Origin of the sequence: Kribbella sp. NPDC004536 (genome assembly GCF_042873835.1) — a bacterium.
Taxonomy (GTDB): domain Bacteria; phylum Actinomycetota; class Actinomycetes; order Propionibacteriales; family Kribbellaceae; genus Kribbella.
In genome coordinates this window covers 666,639-687,214 of the sequence record NZ_JBIALY010000001.1, presented here as the reverse complement: position 1 = coordinate 687,214, position 20,576 = coordinate 666,639, and the positions used below count along the sequence as shown (strand labels likewise).

Sequence of the window (20,576 nt, the reverse complement as noted above, 5' to 3'; positions counted from 1 at the left end):
GTAGGGTCGCGGGTATGTCGTACACCCAGCAGCTGCAGCAGCTTGGTTATCGGGAACCTGAAGAGCTTGCAATCGGGATGCAGGGGGTGGTGTATCGGCTCGGGGCAGGGAAGGTCGCGAAGGTCTGGTTTCATGCGCAGGAACGGGAGCTGCGGACGCTGAAGGAGTTGTACGACGCGATCGATGGGCGGCTGCCGTACGCGACGCCGCGGATGTTGGAGTTGCGTCGGCCGGGCAGGCACTGGGTCACGGTTGAGGAAGAGCTGCCGGGTGCGCCGTTGCATACGGTCGCGGCGGCGTACGGTGAGCCGGGGTGGGAGCGCGGACGGGACTGCGTTGTCGAGGTTGTCGAGGCGCTCTCGCAGGTTGAGGCGCCTGAGGTGCTGCGACGGCTGGCCGTGCTCGACGAGACGGATCCGTTCCGGAGCGCGGACCTGTCGTGGACCGAGGCGATCACCGGACTGATCCGACGGCGGACGGAGCGGTTCGGGGTGCAGTTGGCGGCAGTGATCGACGACTTCGATGCGAAGCTCGACGGGCTGCTGAAACTGCTGCGGGAGCTGAAGGAGCCGGACGCGCGGCTCGTCCACGGGGATGTGACGAGTGGGAACATCCTTGTCGACGAAGACCTTCGGCCGGTGACGTTGCTCGACTTCGGGTTGCTCACGATGGCGGGGGATCCGGTGTTCGAGGCGGCCGCGACGGCGAGCGTGATCGACCTGTGGTCACCACGAGTACGTGAGATCGAGGCGGCGTACGACTCGGCGTTCGCGGCCAGGCTCGGGTACGACCCCGTACAACTGCTTGTCTACCGCTGCGCGTACTCGTTGATCATCGCCAACGCACACGACGACGACCCGTACGACCGCGACAGCGGTCTCCCGCTGACCGCGAAGTTCTTCAACACACCCGAGGTCAGCGCGCTGCTCACGAGATGACGCAGAAGACGGTGCCGTCGGGGGCTTTCAGTACGACGAAGTCGGCGTCCGGCGGGTAGGTCCACTCGATCCGTTCGGCGCCGAGCCCGACCAGGCGTTCCACTTCGGCGTCCATCGTCGAGTCCTCGACCCAGAGATCGAGGTGGGTACGGTCGCCCTCGTCGAGGTGGAGCCGGGTCGGGCGTGCGTTCGCGGGCGGGAGCAGGAAGTCGGGGTTTCCGGCTTGCCCGGTGAAGCCGAGGGCCGCGCGCCAGAACTCGGCAGCCGGTCCGGTCGCGGGGACGTTCAGGATGATTGCTCCGAGGGTGAGTGCCATGGTTCCCAGGTTGGCAGAGATCAGGGTGTAACGCGGCGCGGGTGTGGCGGCGTCGGTGAGGTGTACGCACACGCTGACTCGGAGGGGATTCCAGTGAAACTCAGGACAGGCATGCTCACGCTGACGGCCGGTCTGCTCGGCACCACGATCGCAGTCGTACCGGCGACCGCCCGGCCGGCCATCGAAGGACCGTTGCAGTGGGCAACGACTCCGACGCATCGGCAGCCCGCCACGTTCAACGACGTCGCGACCGGCGCGGGCGGAACCTGGGCGGTGGGTGGTGATCAGGTGCAGGACTTCCAGGACCAGCGGCCGCTGGCGATGCGCTGGGACGGCAGGACCTGGAAGGCGACCGCGCAGCCGGTGCAGACGAACGCCGTCCTGGAGAGTGTCGCCGTCGGGACCGCGAAGAACGTCTGGGCCGTCGGCGAGGACCGTACGAACCCGGACCAGCCGAAGCCGCTCGCGATGCACTGGAACGGTACGAAGTGGCAGATCGTGAAGCCGCCCGCCGTACCGACCGGTTCGTTCGACGACGTCGTACTCGCCCCGGACTCGTCGGCGTGGATCACCGGCTGGGCGAATGTCGGCGGCAAGGAGCGTGCCGTCGTGTACCGGTACGCGGGCGGTAAGTGGCAGGCGCTGAACACCGGGCTCGACGCGTCGATCAACGGGAACGTGCTTTCGGTCCTGTCCGCGAAGAACGCCTGGCTCGGCCTGAACGCCGGCCTCGCGCACTTCGACGGCAAGCGCTGGACCGTGGTGAAGGACCTCCCGACGAACGGCTCCCAGATCCCGACCGGGATGGCGGCCGCCGGCCCGAGGGACATCTGGCTCGTGGGTGTCCAGTACATGTCGGGCATCAAGCCGCTCGCGATGCACTACAACGGCACCAAGTGGACGCAGGTCGCCGCGCCGACGGGTATGGCCCAGCTGTACGACGTCGTACTCCGGAACAACCGCCCGATCGCGGTCGGTGAGCGCTTCGAGGGCCCGAACACGGTGGCGAAGCCGTACGTCCTCCAGCTGAGCGGAACGAAGTTCGTCCCCGCCCCCGCCCCGAAAGCAGCCACCGGCACCCTCACCGCCATCACCCTCACCAACGACCGCCTCTGGACCGTAGGCATGACCGCCCCCTCCACCACCACCCCCTTCACCGCCCTCGCCGCCTACGCCAAGTAGCTGAGTGTTCGGGGCGTGAGATCGCTCTCGGGTGGGGTGGGGGGTGGTGGTTCTTGCGAGCAAGTAGGCTTGCGCGGGCGCTGTTTCGGGTGCCTGTGTTGATACTGGTTGAAAGAACTCGCAGGGAACTCGAGGAGAAGACCGCGTGACTTCCCATCGCCCCGCGGCGGTCGTCATCATGGCCGCCGGTCTGGGGACCCGGATGAAATCGTCGACCCCGAAGGTGTTGCACGAGATCGGCGGGCGCAGTCTCGTCGGTCATGCCGTGCTCACCGCCCGGGCGCTCACCCCCGAACACCTCGTGGTCGTGGTCGGCAACGGCCGCGAACTGGTCGAGGAACACCTGAAGACGGTCGACCCGGACGCGCGGACGGCCGTCCAGGAGCAGCAGCTGGGTACGGGCGACGCCGTACGGGCCGGTCTGACCGCCGTACCGGACAGCTTCGACGGGTCCGTGATCGTCACGTCGGGTGACGTACCGCTGCTCGAGGCGGAGACCCTGCACGACCTGGTCGCCGCCCACGACAAGGACGGGAACGCCGTCACCGTGCTCACCGCCCGGGTCGCCGACCCGACCGGGTACGGCCGGATCGTCCTGGCCACCGACGGCACCGTCGCCGCGATCGTCGAGCACAAGGACGCCACCCCCGAGCAGCGGGCGATCGACGAGATCAACGCCGGCATCTACGTCTTCGATGCGGCTACGCTGCGTGACGGCCTGAGCCGCCTGACCACCGACAACGCGCAGGGCGAGCTGTACCTGACCGATGTCCTCGGCATCGCCCGGAGCGACGGCAAGCGGGTCGGTTCGCACGTCACCGACGACGCCATGCAGACCGAGGGCGTGAATGACCGCGTCCAGCTCGCCACGCTCCGCGCCGAGCTGAACCGCCGTACGCTCACCCGGCACATGCGCGAAGGCGTCACGATCGTCGACCCGAACACCACCTGGGTCGACCAGACCGTGGACCTGGCCCGCGACGTCACGCTGCTGCCGAACACCCAGCTGCACGGCGCGACCGTGGTCGGCAGCGGTACGTCGATCGGCCCGGACACCACGCTGACCGACGTCGAGGTCGGCGAGAACGCCACGATCATCCGGACCCACGGCTCACTGGCGGTGATCGGCGACGGCGCGTCCGTCGGCCCGTTCGCGTACCTGCGCCCGGGCACCAGGCTCGGCGTGAAGGGCAAGATCGGCACCTTCGTCGAGACCAAGAACTCCACCATCGGCGACGGCGCCAAGGTCCCGCACCTGACCTACGCCGGCGACGCGACCATCGGCGAGGGCGCGAACATCGGCGCCGGCACGATCTTCGCGAACTACGACGGGGTCGCGAAGCACCCGACGCACGTCGGCAAGTACTCGTTCATCGGCAGCAACTCGGTACTGGTCGCGCCGCGGACGATCGCCGACGGCGCGTACCTGGCGGCCGGTACGGCACTCACCGAGGACGTCGGCCCGGGCGAGATCGCGGTCGCCCGCGGGCGGCAGCGCAACATCAAGGGCTGGGTCGCGCGCAAGCGGGCCGGCACCAAGACCGCCGCGGCGGCCGAGGCGGCGCTGGCCGAGCAGGCCGAAGGCACCGCCGCGGACGAGCAGGCCTGAGTAAGACAGTTCAACGGGAGGCGCGGGCGATGAGCGGGATGAAACGAACCACCGAGAAGAACCTGATGGTTTTCTCCGGCCGGGCGCATCCCGGTCTCGCCGAGGAGGTGGCCACCGAGCTCGGGTCGGGGCTGGTCCCGACCCAGGCGTACGACTTCGCCAACGGCGAGATCTACGTCCGGTTCGAGGAGTCGGTCCGGGGCAGCGACGCGTTCGTGATCCAGAGCCACACCTCGCCGATCAACGAGTGGATCATGGAGCAGCTGATCATGGTCGACGCGCTGAAGCGGGCGTCGGCCAAGCGGATCACCGTGGTGCTCCCGTTCTACGGGTACGCCCGGCAGGACAAGAAGCACCGCGGCCGGGAACCGATCTCGGCCCGGCTGATGGCCGACCTGTTCAAGACCGCGGGCGCGAACCGGCTGATCTGCGTGGATCTGCACACCTCGCAGATCCAGGGCTTCTTCGACGGCCCGGTGGACCACCTGATGGCGCTGCCGATCCTGGCCGACTACGTGGCGCAGAAGTACGGCGACCAGCAGCTCGCGGTCGTCTCGCCGGACGCCGGCCGGATCAAGGTCGCCGAGCAGTGGTCCGCCCGCCTCGGCGGGGCCCCGCTGGCGTTCATCCACAAGACCCGGGACATCGACCGGCCGAACGAGACGGTCGCGAACCGGGTCGTCGGTGAGGTCAAGGGCCGGGTCTGCATCCTGGTCGACGACATGATCGACACCGCCGGCACGATCACCAAGGCCGCCGACGCGCTGTACGCCGAAGGCGCCGCGGGGGTCGTGATCGCGGCCACGCACGCGATCCTGTCCGGTCCCGCGGTGGACCGGCTGAAGAACTGCCAGGCCAGCGAGGTGATCGTGACGAACACGCTGCCGATCGCCGAGGAGCGCCGCTTCGACAAGCTCACCGAGCTGTCGATCGCGCCCCTGATCAGCCGCGCCATCCGCGAGGTCTTCGAGGACGGCTCGGTCACCAGCCTGTTCGACGGCCGCGCCTGACATGCGGATTGCGGTCTTCCACCCCGGTGCGATGGGGTCGAAGCTGGCCGCTCAGCTGGTGGCGGCCGGGCACGAGGTGCACTGGGTCCCGGACGGCCGTAGCGAGGCCTCGAAGGCGCGGGCCGACGAGGCGGGGTTGATCGGTACGCCGTTCGCGGAAGCCGTCGGCGAAGCCGAGGTCGTCCTGTGTTCGTGCGCCCCGCAGGGCGCCGTCGACATCGCGCAGCAGGTCGGGCGGGAAGGGTTCACCGGCCTGTACGTCGAGGCGAATCCGCTGTCGCCGACGTCGCTCCGCGCGGCGCAGGCCGCCGTACCCGAGGCGACGTTCGTCGACGCCGGCGTGGTCGGACCGCCGCCGACCGGTGGTCCCAGTCCGACCCACCTGATGCTGTCGGGTACGGCAGCCGACCAGGTCGCGGCGCTGTGGGCCGGCACCGCGGTGACCCCGATGGTGGTCGGCGCGGAGCCTGGCGCGGCCAGTGCTGCGAAGTCGTCGTACGCGCTCTACAACAAGGGCAAGGCGGCGCTGGCGGTCCTGGCGTTCCAGCTCGCCGGGAAGCACGGCGTCACCGAGGCGCTCGTCGCCCAGCAGACCCGCGCCGACGGCGGCTCGCTGAAGGACCCGAACCTCCCCGACCAGCTCCGCGCGGTCGCCTGGCGCTGGGGTCCCGAGTTCGACGAACTCGCCGAAACCCTCGACGCCGCCGGCCTCGAGGGGAATGCCGCCCGCGCACTCCGCGAGGTCTGGACCAGGCTCAGCTGAGCCGGAAACGGGTCACCTGGACGGTCGTCGTACTCGGAGCAAAGTGTCGTTGGAGGACGGATTTCCCGTCTGGGCGCGCTCGTGGGTAGACTGTTTTGGTTGCCTCGGCGAGGGACGCCCCCCGAGATGTGCAGGGCGCGGCTCCGTGATCGACGCGGTGGTTCGTTGCCTGACGCCTTCTCCGGGGTCAGCAGGCGCCCGCTGAGGCCGCAGCCGAGTTATCCAGACAACAGATCACCGCAACGCTTTTGAGGAGTTCAGTCGTGGCCGAGGTCAAGATCCAAGCCGAATCGCGTACGGAGTTCGGCAAGGGGGCTGCCCGCCGAATCCGCCGGGACAACAAGGTTCCCGCCGTCCTCTACGGCCACGGCAGTGACCCGGTGCACATCACGCTGCCCGGTCACGACACCATGCTGGCCCTGAAGACCGCCAACGCCCTGCTGCTGATCGAGGTCGAGGGCGGCGAATCGCACCTCGCGCTGCCGAAGCAGGTCCAGCGCGACCCGCTGAAGGGCTTCATCGAGCACGTCGACCTGGTCATCGTCAAGCGTGGCGAGAAGGTCCAGGTCGAGGTCGCCGTGCACCTCGAGGGCGAGGCCGTCTCGGACGCGCTGGTCGTCACCGAGCACGCCACGGTCCTGGTCGAGGCCGAGGCCACCCACATCCCGGAGAGCATCGTCGTCTCGATCGAGGGCCTCGAGATCGGCGCCCAGATCCACGCGTCCGACCTGACCCTGCCGGCCGGTTCCACGCTGGCGATCGAGCCGGACACCCTGATCGTGAACGTCACCGCGCAGCCGACCGCCGAGCAGCTCGAGGGCGAGCTGGCCGAGGCCGAGGCCGAGGCCGGCATCGAGAAGGACGAGCCGACCGCAGCCGAGGAGCCGGTGGCCGCCGCCGCGGAGTAATCTCCCGTACGACAGCGCGAAGAGAGGGCCGGGATCCGTGGCGGACGACGTGTGGTTGGTCGTCGGACTGGGGAATCCCGGCCCTTCGTATGCCCGCACCCGGCACAACATCGGGCACCTGGTCGCCGACGAGCTGGCCGCCCGGACCGGGGCGAAGTGGAAGCAGAGCAAGCAGGTCAAGGCCGAGGTGATCGAGACCCGGATCAGCGGCCTGCGCACGGTACTGGCCAAGCCCCGAGCGTACATGAACGAGTCCGGCGGCCCGGTCTCCGGGCTGCTGAAGTTCTTCAAGCTGGACCCGGCCAACCTGGTCGTCGTGCATGACGAGCTGGACATCGACTTCGGCGTCCTGCGGTGCAAGTTCGGTGGCGGCGACAACGGCCACAACGGGCTGAAATCGGTGCGGAAATCGCTTGGCACCGGTGAGTACTATCGAGTCCGGTTCGGTGTGGGTCGTCCGCCGGGCCGGCAGGCGCCCGCCGACTTCGTCCTCAACGAGTTCTCCGCGGCCGAACGCAAGGACCTCCCGTTCGCCGTGGACCGGACCGCGGACGCCGTCGAGTCCCTGCTCACCGACGGCCTCGAGTCCACCCAAGGGAAGTACAACTCGTGAAACTGACCGGTCTGGTCGACACCCTGATCACCGATCCGGTGGTGTCCGAGGCCGTCCGTGACGCCCGCGCCGACGGCGCCACGACCCTCGACCTGAGCGCGCCCGGCCCGGTGCGGCCGGTCCTGCTGGCCGCGATCGCCGCCGCGCAGAACGGCGCCGACCGCCCGGTCCTCGCGGTCACCGCGACGTTCCGCGAGGCCGAGGAGCTCACCGAGGCGCTGCAGTGCCTCGTCGAGGAGCCCGGTACGGTCGCGTACTACCCCGCCTGGGAGACCCTTCCGCACGAGCGTCTGAGCCCGCGGTCCGACACGGTCGGCCGGCGTCTGGCCGTACTGCGTCGCCTGGTGCACCCGGACCCGTCCGACGAGACGACGGGGCCGATCAAGATCCTGGTCGCGCCGGTGCGATCCGTATTGCAGCCCCAGGTCGCCGGTCTCGCGGACCTGAAGCCCGTACAGCTGCACGTCGGCGACACGGTCGAGCTCGACGACGTCGTCGAGCGGCTCGCGGGCGCGGCGTACCACCGGGTCGACCTGGTCGAGCGGCGCGGCGAGTTCGCGGTCCGCGGCGGCATCATCGACGTGTTCCCGCCGACCGAGGAACACCCGCTGCGGGTGGACTTCTTCGGCGACGACGTCGAGGAGGTCCGGTACTTCGCGGTCGCCGACCAGCGTTCGCTGGAGATCGCCGAGCACGGTCTGTGGGCGCCGCCTTGCCGTGAGTTGCTGCTCACCGACGAGGTCCGCGCACGGGCCGGCGTACTCGCTAAGGAACACCCCGAGCTGGCCGAGCTGTTCGAGAAGCTTGCCGAGGGCCACGCGGTCGAGGGGATGGAGTCGCTGGCGCCGGTGCTGGTCGACCGGATGGAGCTGCTGGTCGACCTGATGCCGGCCGGTACGCACGTCGTCGTCAGCGACCCGGAACGGGTCCGCGCGCGGGCGCACGACCTGGTCGCGACCAGCCAGGAGTTCCTGGAGGCGTCGTGGGCCGCGGCCGCCGGTGGTGGTGAGGCGCCGATCGACCTGGGCGCGGCGGCGTACATGTCGCTGGGCGATGTCCGTGCGCATGCGCTGGCCAAGGGGCTCGCGTGGTGGAGCCTGTCGCCGTTCGCGGCGGCGCCCGTCGACGAGGGCCCGGAGCTGCGGGACTCGATGGGCGAGCGGATCGCGTTCGACATCGACACCGAGGCGGGTGCGGTCACGAGCAGGATCCTCGCGGTGCACGAGGTCGACCCGTACCGCGGTGAGACCGCGCAGGCGGCGGAGGACATCCGCGGCTGGTTGCGCGACGGCTGGCGGGTCGTCTGTGTGACCGAAGGACACGGTCCGGCGCAGCGCCTGGCCGAGGTCTTCTCCGAGGCGGAGCTGCCCGCACGGACGGTCGAGGGCATCGACGAGATCCCGGAGCCGGGCGTGGTGCTGATCTCGCAGGGGCAGCTCGACCACGGGTTCATTGCCGACGGCATCAAGTTCGCGGTCCTCACCGAGAACGACCTGGCCGGCCAGCGGTCCGCGGCCGAACGCCGTTCCCAGCAACGGATGCCGTCGCGCCGGAAGAAGACGATCGACCCGCTGGAGCTGCAGCCCGGCGACTTCGTCGTGCACGAACAGCACGGTGTCGGCCGGTACGTCGAGATGATGCAGCGGACCGTGGGCACCGGCTCGCAGAAGGCGACCCGCGAGTACGTCGTGATCGAGTTCGCGCCGAGCAAGCGCGGGCAGCCGGGCGACCGGTTGTACGTACCGACCGACCAGCTCGACCAGGTCACCCGGTACGTCGGCGGCGAACAGCCGACCCTGGACAAGATGGGCGGCGGCGACTGGGCCAAGCGCAAGGGCCGCGCCCGCAAGGCGGTCCGGCAGATCGCCGGCGAGCTGATCAAGCTGTACGCGGCCCGCCAGGCGACCAAGGGGCACGCGTTCGCGAAGGACACGCCGTGGCAGCGTGAGCTCGAGGACGCGTTCCCGTTCGTGGAGACGCCCGACCAGCTCGCCACCATCGACGACGTCAAGCACGACATGGAACGCGTCATGCCGATGGACCGGATCGTCTGCGGTGACGTCGGCTACGGCAAGACCGAGATCGCCGTCCGGGCCGCGTTCAAGGCGGTGCAGGACGGCAAGCAGGTCGCCGTACTCGTGCCGACGACGCTGCTCGTGCAGCAGCACTACGCGACGTTCGCCGAGCGGTACGCCGCGTTCCCGGTGAACGTGGCGCCGCTGTCGCGGTTCCAGACCGAGCGCGAGGCCAAGGATGCGCTCGAGGGGCTCGCCGACGGGTCCGTCGACGTCGTGATCGGTACGCACCGGTTGCTGTCCGGCGAGGTGCAGTTCAAGGACCTCGGCCTGGTGATCGTCGACGAGGAGCAGCGGTTCGGCGTCGAGCACAAGGAGCAGCTGAAGCGGCTGCGGACCGCGGTCGACGTACTGACGATGTCCGCGACGCCGATCCCGCGGACGCTGGAGATGTCGATCACCGGCATCCGCGAGATGTCCACGATCGCCACCCCGCCGGAGGAACGGCACCCGGTGCTGACGTTCGTCGGCGCGTACGACGAGCACCAGGTGACCGCCGCGATCCGGCGCGAACTGCTCCGCGAGGGTCAGATCTTCGTCGTCCACAACCGGGTGAACACGATCGAGAAGGCGGCCGCCCGGATCCGCCAACTGGTCCCCGAGGCACGCGTTTCAGTGGCCCACGGCCAGATGAACGAGCACACCCTGGAGAGCGTGATCCAGGACTTCTGGGAGAAGCGCTCGGACGTGATCGTGTGTACGACGATCGTCGAGTCCGGGATCGACATCTCGAACGCGAACACGATGATCGTCGAACGGTCCGACCTGCTGGGCCTGTCCCAGCTGCACCAGTTGCGCGGGCGGGTGGGCCGTGGCCGCGAGCGGGCGTACGCGTACTTCTTCTTCCCGCCGGAGAAGCCGCTCACCGAGACCGCGCACGACCGGCTCGCGACGATCGCCCAGCACGCCGACCTCGGTGGCGGGATGGCGGTCGCGATGAAGGACCTGGAGATCCGCGGCGCCGGCAACCTGCTCGGCGGCGAACAGTCCGGGCACATCGCGGACGTCGGCTTCGACCTGTACGTCCGGCTCGTCGGCGAGGCGGTCGCGGAGTACCGCGGCGACACCCAGGCCGAGGAGCCCGAGGTCAAGATCGAGCTGCCGATCGACGCGCACCTGCCGCACGACTACATCCCGTCGCAGCGGCTCCGACTGGAGATGTACCAGCGGCTGGCGGCCGTCCGGGACGAGGACGGGATCGCGGAGCTGGTCGAGGAGTTGCACGACCGGTACGGCGACATTCCGCAGGCGGTGCTGAACCTGATCGAGGTGGCGAAGTTCCGCAACCACGCCCGCCGGGCGGGGCTGCACGACGTCACGCTGCAGGGCAACCTGATCCGGTTCGGGCCGGTCGAGCTGCCCGATTCGAAGGTGCTGCGGCTGAACAGGCTGTACCCGAAGAGTCTGGTGAAGCCGCAGTTGCATACCATTCTGGTGCCGAGACCTGCCACCCGGCAGATCGGCGGGCAGCCGCTTCGCGACCAGGAGCTGCTGCAGTGGTGCACCCGCTTGATCGACGACGTGATCGCCGAACCTATTGTGGTGCCGGCGTAGACCTTTAGTGAGATACGAGGAGATTCGGTGAGCACACGGCTTCGGGCACTCGGTGCGGTGGCGGCTGTCGCGGTGATGGCGCTGCTGACCGGCGGCTGCGCGGCGGGCACGCACCCGGGCGCGGCAGCCGTCGTCGGCAAGACCGAGATCAGCATCGGCGACGTCGACAGCACCTCGCGGGCGGTGACCACGGCCCTCGGGCAGAACTTCAACTCGACCGCCGCGCTGAACACGCTGGTCAGCAACGCGCTGGTCGCCGAGGTCGGGCAGCAGAAGTCGATCACGGTCAGCCCCGCGGAGACCAGCGCCGCGGCGCTGAACGCGGTCGGTGACGACCAGGCGATGTTCTCGAAGTTCCAGAGCGACCCGAAGACCCGCGACTTCCTGAACGCGGTCGGTAACGCGTCGATGATCACGGTCAAGCTTGCCGGTGGCACCGTCAAGGACCTTCAGGACCAGACCAAGCTGCAGCAGGGTGTGCTCGCGGTCCGGGACGCGTCGAAGGACATCGACGTGTCGATCGCGCCGCGGTTCGGCAAGTGGAGCGACGGCACCCTGGACAGCACGATCTCCGGCTCGCTGTCCAAGGAGTCCGCCCAGACCGCCGCCAAGCGCAAGGCCGCCGAAGACGCCGCCCAACAATCCCAGGCCCAAGGCCAGGGCCAGGGCTGAGGCCGCTTGATGCCTGGTGACGCGAAGGGCGGCATCAAGGTCGTCCTGACCAGCCCCCGCGTGGCACCGGGCCTACTCACGCGGGCCGCCTGGACAGCACTCGCCGACGCCATCGAGATCGGCGCTGCCGGCACCCCCTCAACCGCGGGCAGCCCCGCCAGCGCCGGCACCTCGGCCAGCGCTGGTGCTGCCGCCAGCGCCGGCAGCCCCGCCAGCGCTGGTGCTGCTGGTGCTTCCTCCCTTCCCGGCCCCGCAGGGGCCGGGCGGGTTTTGCGGGCGGATGTGGAGGCCGTGGTGGGGTCGGGGCTTCCTGTCACGCAGGTTGACGGTGGGGTTGCCGAGCACTGGGGGTGGTTGTCGGCGGCTGCGGCGGAGGGGCGGCAGGTTGCCTGGCTGGTGGGGGACGACGGGGAGCCTGGGTTGCTGCGGGTGGTGGCTGATCAGTTGGCGCGGGAGCCGCGGCCGGGGTACGACGTGGAGATCTTGCACGGGTCGTACGACGTACCCGGGGCGAGGCTGATCGACCTGGTTCGGGTGATGGACCGGCTACGGCGGAACTGTCCGTGGGACCAGGAGCAGACCCACGAGAGCCTGGCGAAGTACCTGCTCGAGGAGACGTACGAGACCCTCGAGGCGATCGACACCGGCGACCGCGAACACCTCCGCGAGGAGCTCGGCGACCTGCTCCTGCAGGTGGCGTTCCACTCGCGTGTCGCCGAGGACGCGGGCGACGAGGGCTTCACGATCGACGACGTGGCCGGCGGCATCGTCGAGAAGCTGATCCGCCGGCACCCGCACGTCTTCGGTTCCGTCGACGCGGCGGACGCGGCCGCGGTCGAAGCCAACTGGGAAACCATCAAGGCCGCCGAGAAACAGCGCTCCTCGGTCCTCGAAGGCATCCCACTCGCCCTCCCCGCCCTGGCCCTCGCCGACAAGGTCCTCGGCCGCGCCGCCAAGGTTCTCCCGTCCGAACCGCCAGCCGTCGGCGACGAGGACCTCGGTGCGCAGCTCCTGGAGCTCGTCCGCGAGGCGCGCGCCCGCGGGGTCGACGCCGAACAGGCACTCCGGACCGCCGTCGGCGCCCTCGCCGACCAGATCCGCGCCACCGAATCCACCGCCTGAGCGCGCGGTTGCGGGGAAACAAAGTTGCACCAGGTGGACAAAAGTTTCCCCGCCGCCGTCCGGCGACCTCAGGATTTGCGGTCGTACAGGAGGCAGAGGGCGCCGGATTCGGTGGGGGTGGAGTCGGTGAGGGTCCACGACGAGGGCGCGACGGTCTCGTCGAAGAGCGTCACGCCGCCGCCGACCAGCTCCGGGCAGAGCGTGACTGACAGGCGGTCGAGTTCGCCGGCCGCGAGCAGCGTACGGATGATGCTGGAGCTGGCCAGTACGACGATGTCGCCGCCGTCCTGCTGGCGGAGCTCCTTGACCGTGGCGACCGGGTCGGTGCCGGCGATCCGGCTGTGCTGCCACGGCGCCTCGTCCAGCGTGGTCGAGAACACGACCTTCTCGACGTCGTTCAGCCAGCGCGAGAACGCCCGGCTCTCCGCCGGCGCGGCCTCGTCGTCGGCGACCGTCGGCCAGTACCCGCCGAAGCCCTGGTAGTTCTTCCGGCCCAGCAGCGCGGTGGTCGCCGGCGACGTCACCCGGATCATGTGCGCGAGCGACCCCGGCGTGACGGCGTGCGGCGCGATCCAGCCCATGTCGTAGTCCCCGCCGGGCCCGTTGATCCGGCCGTCGAGGGACAGCGAGATGTTGCCGACCACAGTGCGATTCATGATGTTCTCCTCGGGAGTTGGAAGGTGCTTCAAACTCTCGCCGTCGACACCCGCCCTGGTCGTCACCAGATCTGACGACATCGAGTCCGGGACCCGGGGGATGCGAGGATGGCCGAATGGGGGCCGCAGTCAGTCCGGTGTTGATCAGCCGCAGGACGGAGCTCGACGCTCTGCGTGGCGCGTACGAACGGGCCTGTGCCGGGGAGCCGGTCACGGTGCTCGTCTCGGGGGAGGCCGGGATCGGCAAGTCGCGCCTGGTTTCGACCGCGGTCGCGGGGTGCGCCGGCGAGCCGATGGTGCTGACGGGTGGCTGCCTCGAACTCGGCGCGGAGGGTACGCCGTGGGTGCCGTTCCTGGCGATCCTGCGCAACCTGCTGCGTGAGTGGGGTCCGGACCAGCTGACGGAGGCGCTGCCGTCCGGCGGTACGGCACTCGCCGGGTGGCTGCCGGAGCTGTCCCTGCCGGAAGGGCCGGCGGGTCATGTGCGGCTGTTCGGTGAGGTCCTCGGCCTGCTCCAGCAGGTGGCGGCCGAACGTCCGCTCGTCGTGGTGGTGGAGGATCTGCATTGGGCGGACGCGTCCAGCCGTGAGCTGTTCGTCTACCTGGTACGGAACCTCAGCGCCTCCGCCGTACTGCTGATCGCCACCATGCGTACCGGCGAGCTGCCCTCGGGCCACCCGACCCGGCAACTGCTGTCCGAGCTGGGCCGGCGCGCCGAGGTGCTTCAGCTCGAGCTGGAACCGCTGGGCCGGAAGGAGGTCAGCGAGCTGCTCGCGGCACTCGACGGTCGTACGCCGGATGCCGTCGCGAGCAGCGAGATCCACCGTCGCAGCAGCGGGAACCCGCTCTTCGTGGAGGCCCTGTACGCGTCCGGTACGGCGTCGTCCGAAGGACTGAACGACCTGCTGCTGAACCGGATCGCCGACCTTTCACCGGCCGCGCACAAGGTACTCGCGACGATCGCGGTGGCCGGTGGTGCGGTCTCGGACGACCTGCTGTCCGAGGTATCGGGCGAGCCGGCGGACGACGCCGTCCGCGAGCTGATCGAGCGCAACCAGGTCTCGGTGTCGGACACCGAGTACGTGATCCGGCACGACCTGATCCGGGAAGCCGTGTACGGCGCCCTGCTACCAGGCGAACGCCGACGCTTGCATGCCCTGTTCGCGGAGGCGATCGAGGCCGGGACTGGATCGCCTGCGGCCCTCGCCGAACACTGGTCCGTGGCCCGGCAGCCCGACAAGGCGCTGGTGGCGGCGTGGCGGGCCGCCGTGACAGCCGAGCGGCAGTACGCCTACGACGAGCAGCTCAACATGCTCGACCGGGTCCTCGAACTGTGGCCTGAGGTCGGCGCTGCCGCTGACCTGATCGGTGTGAGCTACGCGGCTGTACACGAGGTCGCTGCCGCCGCGTCGTACACCGCCGGTCGCTCTCGGACCGGGGCGGAGCATGCGACCGCGGCGCTGGCGGTTCTCGATCCGGACACCGAACCTCTCCGGGTGGCCGCACTCCTTCGGCTGCGCGGCTTGTTGCGATGCCGGATCGACGGCACCGGGAGCGATGACCTGACCCACGCCGTGCAGCTGGTGCCACCGGGAGCCGACGACGTACTGCGCAGCCGGCTGCTGTCCGGTCTGGCATTCACCGAGCTGGTCGGTATGCCAGGACCGGAGATGAGCCGGCACGCGGCGCAGGCGCTCGAGCTTGCGGAGACCACCGGTGACGATCAGGCGCTCGCCGACGCCCGGCTGGCCGTCGGTGGCATCGCCTTGCACACCGACGGCGGCCCCGCAGTGGTTCAGCAGCTCATGCAGGACGCGCGGCGGGCGGCTGAGGCCTGCGGCGATCAGCACACGTACCTCACGTCGCTGCAGTGGGAAGGGCGGGCGATCGCCGATGCCGGGCGCCCCGAGGAGGCGGATGTTCTCCTCGCAGGGGCCGAGCAGCAGGCGGAGCAGTGGGGCCGGATGCGGGCCAGAGGCTCGATGCTGGCGCAGAACCGGGCCGAGGTGCTGATCTCGCTCGGGCGCTGGGACGAGGCCCTCGAGCTGGTGGACAACGCGCTCGCGGACGGTCCGCCGCCGTGGTACGACGCGGCGCTGCGGATGGAGGTCGCGATCATCGCCGTACGGCGCGGCAGGTACGACGAGGCAGCAGGCCAACTCGCGCAGATGGCGATACCGCCGTCGGGGGTAGCCAGCGAAGTCGGACTGCAGCGACTGCCCGTGCAGCTGGCGCTCGCGGTCGGCACCGGCGACGTACCCACGGCCGATCGGCTGCTGGCCGAGGCGCTCGAAGTGATGCCCGACTGGCCGGCGGCCGACGTGGTGGTCACGGCGCGGCTCTGCCTTGCGGCGCTGCAGTTGGAACGGACTGTCGCCGGACAACGGCGGCAGGTGCCTACGCGATCGGACCTGCTGCGGAAGAACCTGCCGGGCCTGGATCGGTGGCCGATCGTCGATGCGGTGTTGCGGACCGCGGACGCCTTCGATACCGGAACCGTCGCGGCCTGGGACACGGCAGCCAACGCCTGGCGCGTGGTCCACGACGTGTACGAGTTGGCTCAGGCGCTGGTCGGAGGCGCGGCCGCCGCGCTGCGCTCGAACAACAAACCCGGAGCCCGGCGCCGACTCGACGAAGCACGCGGGCTCGCGACGCACCTCGCGGCTGAGCCCTTGCTCAGCGAGATCGATGACCTCACGCAGCGCGCGGGCATATCCGCCCCGACCCGGGAAGAGCCCGCGGCGCACGGCCTGACCGAACGCGAACTGGTCGTACTGCGAACCCTCGCCCGCGGCCTGTCCAACGCCGAGATCGCCCGCGAGCTGTTCGTCTCCCCGAACACCGTCGCCACCCACGTCGCCCGCATCCTCCGCAAGCTCGGCGTCGCGACCCGCACCGAAGCGGCCGCCGTTGCCCACCGCACCGGCATGTTGAAGGGCGATTGACTGCTGGTGTCAGAGCCGGTCCGCCGGCACGACGGGCGCTCGCCGAGTGCATGAGTCCGGGGTTCGACCACGATGCCGTTCAGCACCTGGCAGACCGCCACATCGCGGCGCGTCCTCGCAAGGCGAAAAGCAGGTGCTGAGGGCGGTGGGGCTGAGAGGGTGGCGCCTGTGGACGTTGCGGAGGTACTGGGGGAGCTCTGGGGGCTGGAGGTGTCTGGGGTGGAGGTGTTGGTTGGTGGGATGAACTCGGCGACGTGGCTGGCGATGTGTGGGGTCGATCGGGTGGTGTTGAAGGCGGTTGGGGGCGACGATGCGGCGTTCGGGCCGGGGTTGGAGTTGGCGGTACGGCTGGACGACGCGGGGGTGATCACCGGGCGGCCGCGGGCGAGTAGGCGTGGGCGGCTGGTGGAACGGGTCGACGGGCGGCAGGTGGCGGTAATGGAGTACGTCGACGGGGACGAGCTGGTGCCTTCGGATCAGGTCGCGATCGGGGACGTGCTTGGGCGGGTGCATTCGGCTGCGCCGCTCGAGTCCGGCGACACGGCGGACTGGCTCCGTTTCCTCATGCCGTTCGAGGAGTCGCTGGATCTCGAGCCGTGGATCCGTCCAGCTGTCTCGTCTGCGATTGCGGATGCTGTCTCGCTGGGCCCGGTCTCGTGGTCGTGGTTGCACGGCGACCCGGCTGCGGAGGCGTTCCGTCGGCAGGACAACGGCCGGGTCGGGTTGATCGACTGGGGCAGCGCGATGCGCGGCCCGATCCTGTACGACGTCGCGTCCGCGGCGATGTACGTCGGCCGCGACGTCGTACCGGCGTACCTGAACCGCCGCCCCGACCTGACCGCCGAGGTGGACCGCGGTCTGGACGTCTTCCTCCGCGTCCGCTACGCCGTCCAGGCCGGCTACTTCGCCTGGCGCATCACCACCAACCTCCTCACCGGCATCTCCGGCCCGGCCGACAACGACAAAGGTCTAACCGACGCCCGCCGATCGTTCGGCTTGTAGATCGGTCCGGATCGCTGTCTCGGTCCACTTCCAGTCCTTGAAGAGGTAGCGGTGGGGGACTGCGGGGGCGATCGCGGCGATCACATCCGGCTTGTCGTCGACGAAATGCGTGATGCCGAGCTCCGCACAGTGGATGGCTTTCTCGGGTCGGCGTAGGCAGAAGCGGACGTGTTCCGGCGGGATGCCGGTCCGTTCGAAGAAGCGGTGATGAAGCAACCATTCGGTGGAGCGTCGCTGGATCCGCGGACCGCACTTCGAGACCAGCCAGGTCTCATCGAACCGCGGCACCAGGCGGGCGATCGCCTCGAAGGCGCCCGGCACGGCAGGCGTACGGAGCATCGCGGCGGTGTCGCCGGAGAAGAACGACGTGTCACCCGCGCCGGACCCTCCGGCGATGATCACGCGACCGATATCGATTCCGAGTTTGTTCATACGTCCAGCGTCGGTGTCGCAGCCATTCAGCAGAACTAGTTCTTATCGACATAGCTATAGTTTCAAGTGATGGAGTTGATTGCTGAGGATCTGCAGGCGTTCGCGGTGTTCGCCCGGCACCGGAACTTCACCCGTGCCGCGGAAGAGCTGCATGTGAGTCAGCCGGCGTTGCACACGCGCATCCGGAAGCTCGAAGCTCGCCTCGAAACCCAGCTGTACGAGAAGCACGGTCGCCAGCTGATGTTGACCGGCGCCGGCGAACGGCTTGCTGCGTTCGCCAACGACACGCGCGATCGGACTGCGGACTTCCTGCGCACCCTCGACGCCGCCCCACCACGCCCGCTGGTGCTGATGGCCGGCTCCGGTGCGTACCTGTACCTGCTCGGCGACCCACTCCGCCGCTACCTGTCCCGCGGCAAGGAGCTCGTACTGCGGACCGGCGACGCCGCGGCGACCCTGACCGCCGTACGCGGAGGTGACGCGGACGTCGGCGTGACCGCGCTCGGCATCCCGCCCGCGGACCTCGACTGCACGCTCATCGGGAAGTTCCCGCAGACGCTCATCGTGCGGAACGACCACCGCCTGGCGGGCCGGCGTACCGTCCGGTTGAAGGACCTCCAGGACGAGGCTCTCGTCGTACCACCGCGGGACCGTCCGCATCGCCAGCAACTGGAGCGGAGCCTGCTCGACCAGGGCATCCGCTGGTCCGTCGCGGTAGAGGCGGAAGGGTGGGAACTGCTGGTCCAGTTCGTCCGTCTCGGTATAGGACCGGCGGTCGTGAACGGTTCGGTCCGTACGACGAGCGCCGTACGGAAGATTCCCGTGAAGGACCTCCCACCGGTCAGGTACTACGTGATCACCAGACCGGCCCGCGACGACCGGGTGGACGCATTGAGGAGGGCGCTGACATGAGCCGCGACAGCCGCGCCATCTCCAAACTCCTCCGCCACACAGCCGGTGAACGCCACCTCACAATGAGTACCGCCGGCTGGGCGGCAATCCCCGACGTGCTGCGGCTCCTGGGGATGACCCGCGACCGCCTGGACATTGCGGTAAGGGAGAACGACAAGCAGCGGCTGCAGGTCGACGGCGAGCGGATCCGCGCGTGCCAGGGGCACTCACTCGAACACATGCCCGTGACACGTGAAGCCTTGGAGAACAGTTGGGAACGGGTGTATCCCGACGGGCTGCTCTGGCACGGGACGAATCGCGCTGCGCTCGCGGCGATCCGGCGGGAGGGGCTCCGGCCGGGGCGACGTACCCACGTACACCTCGCGCCCGCGAAGGACAGTCACGTCGGTCGGCGTACGAGCGTAGAAGTCTTGCTGGGCGTGGATCCGGGCAATCTCGCGGTCTATCGGGCCCCCAACGGAGTGTTACTGACGCGCGAGGTACCTCCGGGTGCGATCGTAAGGGTCGACGCGGTCCACTGAGCCTGCTGGTCTGGGGACTAGGCTCAGAGCGATTCGTCATCGAGAACTTGGGAGTCAATGTGGCCACCATCGAGGCCGTCGGCGCGCGCGAGATCCTCGACTCGCGCGGCAACCCCACTGTCGAGGTCGAGGTTCTGCTCGACGACGACACCATCGCCCGTGCGGCCGTCCCGTCGGGCGCGTCCACCGGCCAGTTCGAGGCCGTCGAGCTGCGGGACGGCGACAAGGAGCGGTACAGCGGCAAGGGCGTGCAGAAGGCCGTCACCGCGATCCTCGAGGACATCGACAAGGAGATCGTCGGGTACGACGTCCACGAGCAGCGGCTGATCGACCAGGCGCTCCTCGACCTGGACGGCACCCCGAACAAGGCCAAGCTCGGCGCGAACGCGATCCTCGGCGTCAGCCTGGCGGTCGCGAAGGCCGCCGCGGACAGCTCCGGCCTGCCCCTGTTCCGCTACGTCGGCGGGCCGAACGCGCACGTGCTGCCGGTGCCGATGATGAACATCCTCAACGGCGGCGCGCACGCGGACAGCAACGTCGACGTCCAGGAGTTCATGATCGCCCCGATCGGCGCGGCGACCTACGGCGAGGCGCTGATGCAGGGTGCAGGCGTCTACCACGCGCTGAAGGCGGTGCTGAAGGAGCGCGGCCTGTCCACCGGCCTCGGCGACGAGGGCGGTTTCGCGCCGAGCCTGCCGAGCAACCGGGACGCGCTGGACCTGATCCTGACCGCGATCGAGAAGGCCGGCCTGCAGCCGGGCAAGGACATCGCGCTGGCGATGGACGTCGCGGCGAGCGAGTTCTTCACCGAAGGTGTGTACGCGTTCGAGGGCGGCAAGAAGTCCGCCGACGAGATGATCGCGTACTACGCCGACCTGGTGTCGTCGTACCCGATCGTCTCGATCGAGGACCCGCTGAACGAGGAGGACTGGGACGGCTGGAAGTCGATGACCGGCGAGCTCGGCAGCAAGATCCAGATCGTCGGCGACGACCTGTTCGTCACCAACGTCGAGCGGCTGCAGCGCGGCATCACCGAGCGGGCGGCGAACAGCCTGCTGGTCAAGGTGAACCAGATCGGCTCGCTGACCGAGACGCTGGACGCCGTCGACCTGGCGCACCGCAGCGGGTTCACCTGCATGATGAGCCACCGTTCCGGTGAGACCGAGGACACCACGATCGCCGACCTCGCGGTGGCGACCAACTGCGGCCAGATCAAGTCCGGCGCCCCGGCCCGGACCGACCGGGTCGCGAAGTACAACCAGCTGCTCCGGATCGAGGAGGAGCTCGACGACGCGGCGACGTACGCCGGTCGCTCGGCCTTCCCGCGCTTCCAGGGTTAAATCAGG

Annotated in this window: 18 protein-coding genes; 15 read left to right on the top strand and 3 right to left on the bottom strand. The window is 69.4% G+C overall.

The window, feature by feature from the left end; genetic code table 11:
• Window positions 1-14: 14 nt before the first annotated feature.
• Complete coding sequence (locus ACFYRU_RS03295; RefSeq protein WP_387652469.1) at window positions 15-938, top strand: phosphotransferase family protein; 924 nt, start codon at window positions 15-17, stop codon at window positions 936-938.
• Here ACFYRU_RS03295 and ACFYRU_RS03290 read toward each other — a convergent pair.
• The gene (locus tag ACFYRU_RS03290) at window positions 928-1,254 is read right to left on the bottom strand and encodes a VOC family protein (protein ID WP_387652467.1); all 327 of its coding nucleotides are present in this window, start codon (window positions 1,252-1,254) and stop codon (window positions 928-930) included. The genes ACFYRU_RS03295 and ACFYRU_RS03290 overlap by 11 nt on opposite strands.
• A 93-nt stretch (window positions 1,255-1,347) precedes the next feature.
• Between ACFYRU_RS03290 and ACFYRU_RS03285 the strand changes: the two genes are divergently transcribed.
• From ACFYRU_RS03285 to ACFYRU_RS03245, 9 genes are all read left to right on the top strand, one after another.
• Window positions 1,348-2,436 (top strand): hypothetical protein, encoded by a 1,089-nt coding sequence (locus ACFYRU_RS03285; protein ID WP_387652465.1) that lies wholly within the window; start codon window positions 1,348-1,350, stop codon window positions 2,434-2,436.
• 178 nt (window positions 2,437-2,614) lie between these two features.
• Window positions 2,615-4,045: a bifunctional UDP-N-acetylglucosamine diphosphorylase/glucosamine-1-phosphate N-acetyltransferase GlmU gene (gene glmU / locus ACFYRU_RS03280; RefSeq protein ID WP_387657998.1), complete on the top strand. Its 1,431-nt coding sequence runs from the start codon at window positions 2,615-2,617 to the stop codon at window positions 4,043-4,045.
• 29 nt (window positions 4,046-4,074) lie between these two features.
• Window positions 4,075-5,055 carry a ribose-phosphate diphosphokinase gene (locus ACFYRU_RS03275; protein WP_387652463.1) on the top strand — a complete coding sequence of 327 codons (981 nt, stop codon included), beginning with the start codon at window positions 4,075-4,077 and terminating at the stop codon, window positions 5,053-5,055.
• Window position 5,056: 1 nt separating this feature from the next.
• A complete protein-coding gene (locus ACFYRU_RS03270) occupies window positions 5,057-5,818 on the top strand; it encodes an NAD(P)-binding domain-containing protein (RefSeq protein WP_387652461.1) in 762 nt (253 codons plus the stop codon).
• Between the two features lie 263 nt (window positions 5,819-6,081).
• A complete protein-coding gene (locus tag ACFYRU_RS03265) occupies window positions 6,082-6,726 on the top strand; it encodes a 50S ribosomal protein L25/general stress protein Ctc (protein WP_387652459.1) in 645 nt (214 codons plus the stop codon).
• Window positions 6,727-6,763: 37 nt separating this feature from the next.
• A complete protein-coding gene (gene pth / locus ACFYRU_RS03260) occupies window positions 6,764-7,339 on the top strand; it encodes an aminoacyl-tRNA hydrolase (protein ID WP_387652458.1) in 576 nt (191 codons plus the stop codon).
• Window positions 7,336-10,968, top strand: a complete 3,633-nt coding sequence (gene mfd / locus ACFYRU_RS03255) for a transcription-repair coupling factor (protein WP_387652456.1) — start codon at window positions 7,336-7,338, stop codon at window positions 10,966-10,968. Before pth ends, mfd begins: the two co-directional genes overlap by 4 nt.
• Before the next feature lie 27 nt (window positions 10,969-10,995).
• Entirely contained in the window at window positions 10,996-11,640 is a 645-nt protein-coding gene (locus tag ACFYRU_RS03250; protein ID WP_387652454.1) for a hypothetical protein, read from the top strand.
• 9 nt (window positions 11,641-11,649) lie between these two features.
• On the top strand, window positions 11,650-12,762 hold the full coding sequence (locus ACFYRU_RS03245) for a MazG family protein (protein WP_387652452.1): 1,113 nt from the start codon (window positions 11,650-11,652) through the stop codon (window positions 12,760-12,762).
• A 68-nt stretch (window positions 12,763-12,830) separates the two neighbouring features.
• Here the strand turns inward: ACFYRU_RS03245 and ACFYRU_RS03240 are convergent, their stop codons facing one another.
• Window positions 12,831-13,418, bottom strand: a complete 588-nt coding sequence (locus ACFYRU_RS03240; RefSeq protein ID WP_387652450.1) for a dihydrofolate reductase family protein — start codon at window positions 13,416-13,418, stop codon at window positions 12,831-12,833.
• A 116-nt stretch (window positions 13,419-13,534) separates the two neighbouring features.
• On the opposite strand from ACFYRU_RS03240, the gene ACFYRU_RS03235 reads away from it, so the two are divergent.
• Both ACFYRU_RS03235 and ACFYRU_RS03230 read left to right on the top strand, forming a co-directional pair.
• Window positions 13,535-16,363: an ATP-binding protein gene (locus ACFYRU_RS03235; RefSeq protein ID WP_387652448.1), complete on the top strand. Its 2,829-nt coding sequence runs from the start codon at window positions 13,535-13,537 to the stop codon at window positions 16,361-16,363.
• Between the two features lie 168 nt (window positions 16,364-16,531).
• Complete coding sequence (locus ACFYRU_RS03230) at window positions 16,532-17,365, top strand: phosphotransferase enzyme family protein (protein WP_387652446.1); 834 nt, start codon at window positions 16,532-16,534, stop codon at window positions 17,363-17,365.
• Here ACFYRU_RS03230 and ACFYRU_RS03225 read toward each other — a convergent pair.
• Entirely contained in the window at window positions 17,333-17,797 is a 465-nt protein-coding gene (locus ACFYRU_RS03225) for a hypothetical protein (RefSeq protein WP_387652444.1), read from the bottom strand. The two genes, ACFYRU_RS03230 and ACFYRU_RS03225, sit on opposite strands and share 33 nt — an antisense overlap.
• A gap of 69 nt (window positions 17,798-17,866) precedes the next feature.
• Here ACFYRU_RS03225 and ACFYRU_RS03220 point away from each other — a divergent pair, with 69 nt between their 5' ends.
• From ACFYRU_RS03220 to eno, 3 genes are read left to right on the top strand one after another with little or no spacing between them, the layout of a single operon-like run.
• A complete protein-coding gene (locus tag ACFYRU_RS03220) occupies window positions 17,867-18,709 on the top strand; it encodes a LysR family transcriptional regulator (protein ID WP_387652442.1) in 843 nt (280 codons plus the stop codon).
• Window positions 18,706-19,230 carry an RNA 2'-phosphotransferase gene (locus ACFYRU_RS03215; RefSeq protein WP_387652440.1) on the top strand — a complete coding sequence of 175 codons (525 nt, stop codon included), beginning with the start codon at window positions 18,706-18,708 and terminating at the stop codon, window positions 19,228-19,230. The genes ACFYRU_RS03220 and ACFYRU_RS03215 overlap by 4 nt, the downstream gene beginning before the upstream one ends.
• Before the next feature lie 59 nt (window positions 19,231-19,289).
• Window positions 19,290-20,570, top strand: a complete 1,281-nt coding sequence (gene eno, locus ACFYRU_RS03210) for a phosphopyruvate hydratase (RefSeq protein ID WP_387652438.1) — start codon at window positions 19,290-19,292, stop codon at window positions 20,568-20,570.
• Window positions 20,571-20,576: the final 6 nt, after the last annotated feature.

Excerpts from the sequence above, each read along its gene's own strand:
- ACFYRU_RS03295 (WP_387652469.1), top strand. The coding sequence starts at position 15 with ATGTCGTACACCCAGCAGCTGCAGCAGCTTGGTTATCGGGAACCTGAA.
- ACFYRU_RS03290 (WP_387652467.1), bottom strand. The coding sequence starts at position 1,254 with ATGGCACTCACCCTCGGAGCAATCATCCTGAACGTCCCCGCGACCGGA.
- glmU (WP_387657998.1), top strand. The coding sequence starts at position 2,615 with ATGGCCGCCGGTCTGGGGACCCGGATGAAATCGTCGACCCCGAAGGTG.
- ACFYRU_RS03275 (WP_387652463.1), top strand. The coding sequence starts at position 4,075 with ATGAGCGGGATGAAACGAACCACCGAGAAGAACCTGATGGTTTTCTCC.
- ACFYRU_RS03270 (WP_387652461.1), top strand. The coding sequence starts at position 5,057 with ATGCGGATTGCGGTCTTCCACCCCGGTGCGATGGGGTCGAAGCTGGCC.
- ACFYRU_RS03245 (WP_387652452.1), top strand. The coding sequence starts at position 11,650 with ATGCCTGGTGACGCGAAGGGCGGCATCAAGGTCGTCCTGACCAGCCCC.
- ACFYRU_RS03240 (WP_387652450.1), bottom strand. The coding sequence starts at position 13,418 with ATGAATCGCACTGTGGTCGGCAACATCTCGCTGTCCCTCGACGGCCGG.
- ACFYRU_RS03235 (WP_387652448.1), top strand. The coding sequence starts at position 13,535 with ATGGGGGCCGCAGTCAGTCCGGTGTTGATCAGCCGCAGGACGGAGCTC.
- ACFYRU_RS03225 (WP_387652444.1), bottom strand. The coding sequence starts at position 17,797 with ATGAACAAACTCGGAATCGATATCGGTCGCGTGATCATCGCCGGAGGG.
- ACFYRU_RS03220 (WP_387652442.1), top strand. The coding sequence starts at position 17,867 with ATGGAGTTGATTGCTGAGGATCTGCAGGCGTTCGCGGTGTTCGCCCGG.
- ACFYRU_RS03215 (WP_387652440.1), top strand. The coding sequence starts at position 18,706 with ATGAGCCGCGACAGCCGCGCCATCTCCAAACTCCTCCGCCACACAGCC.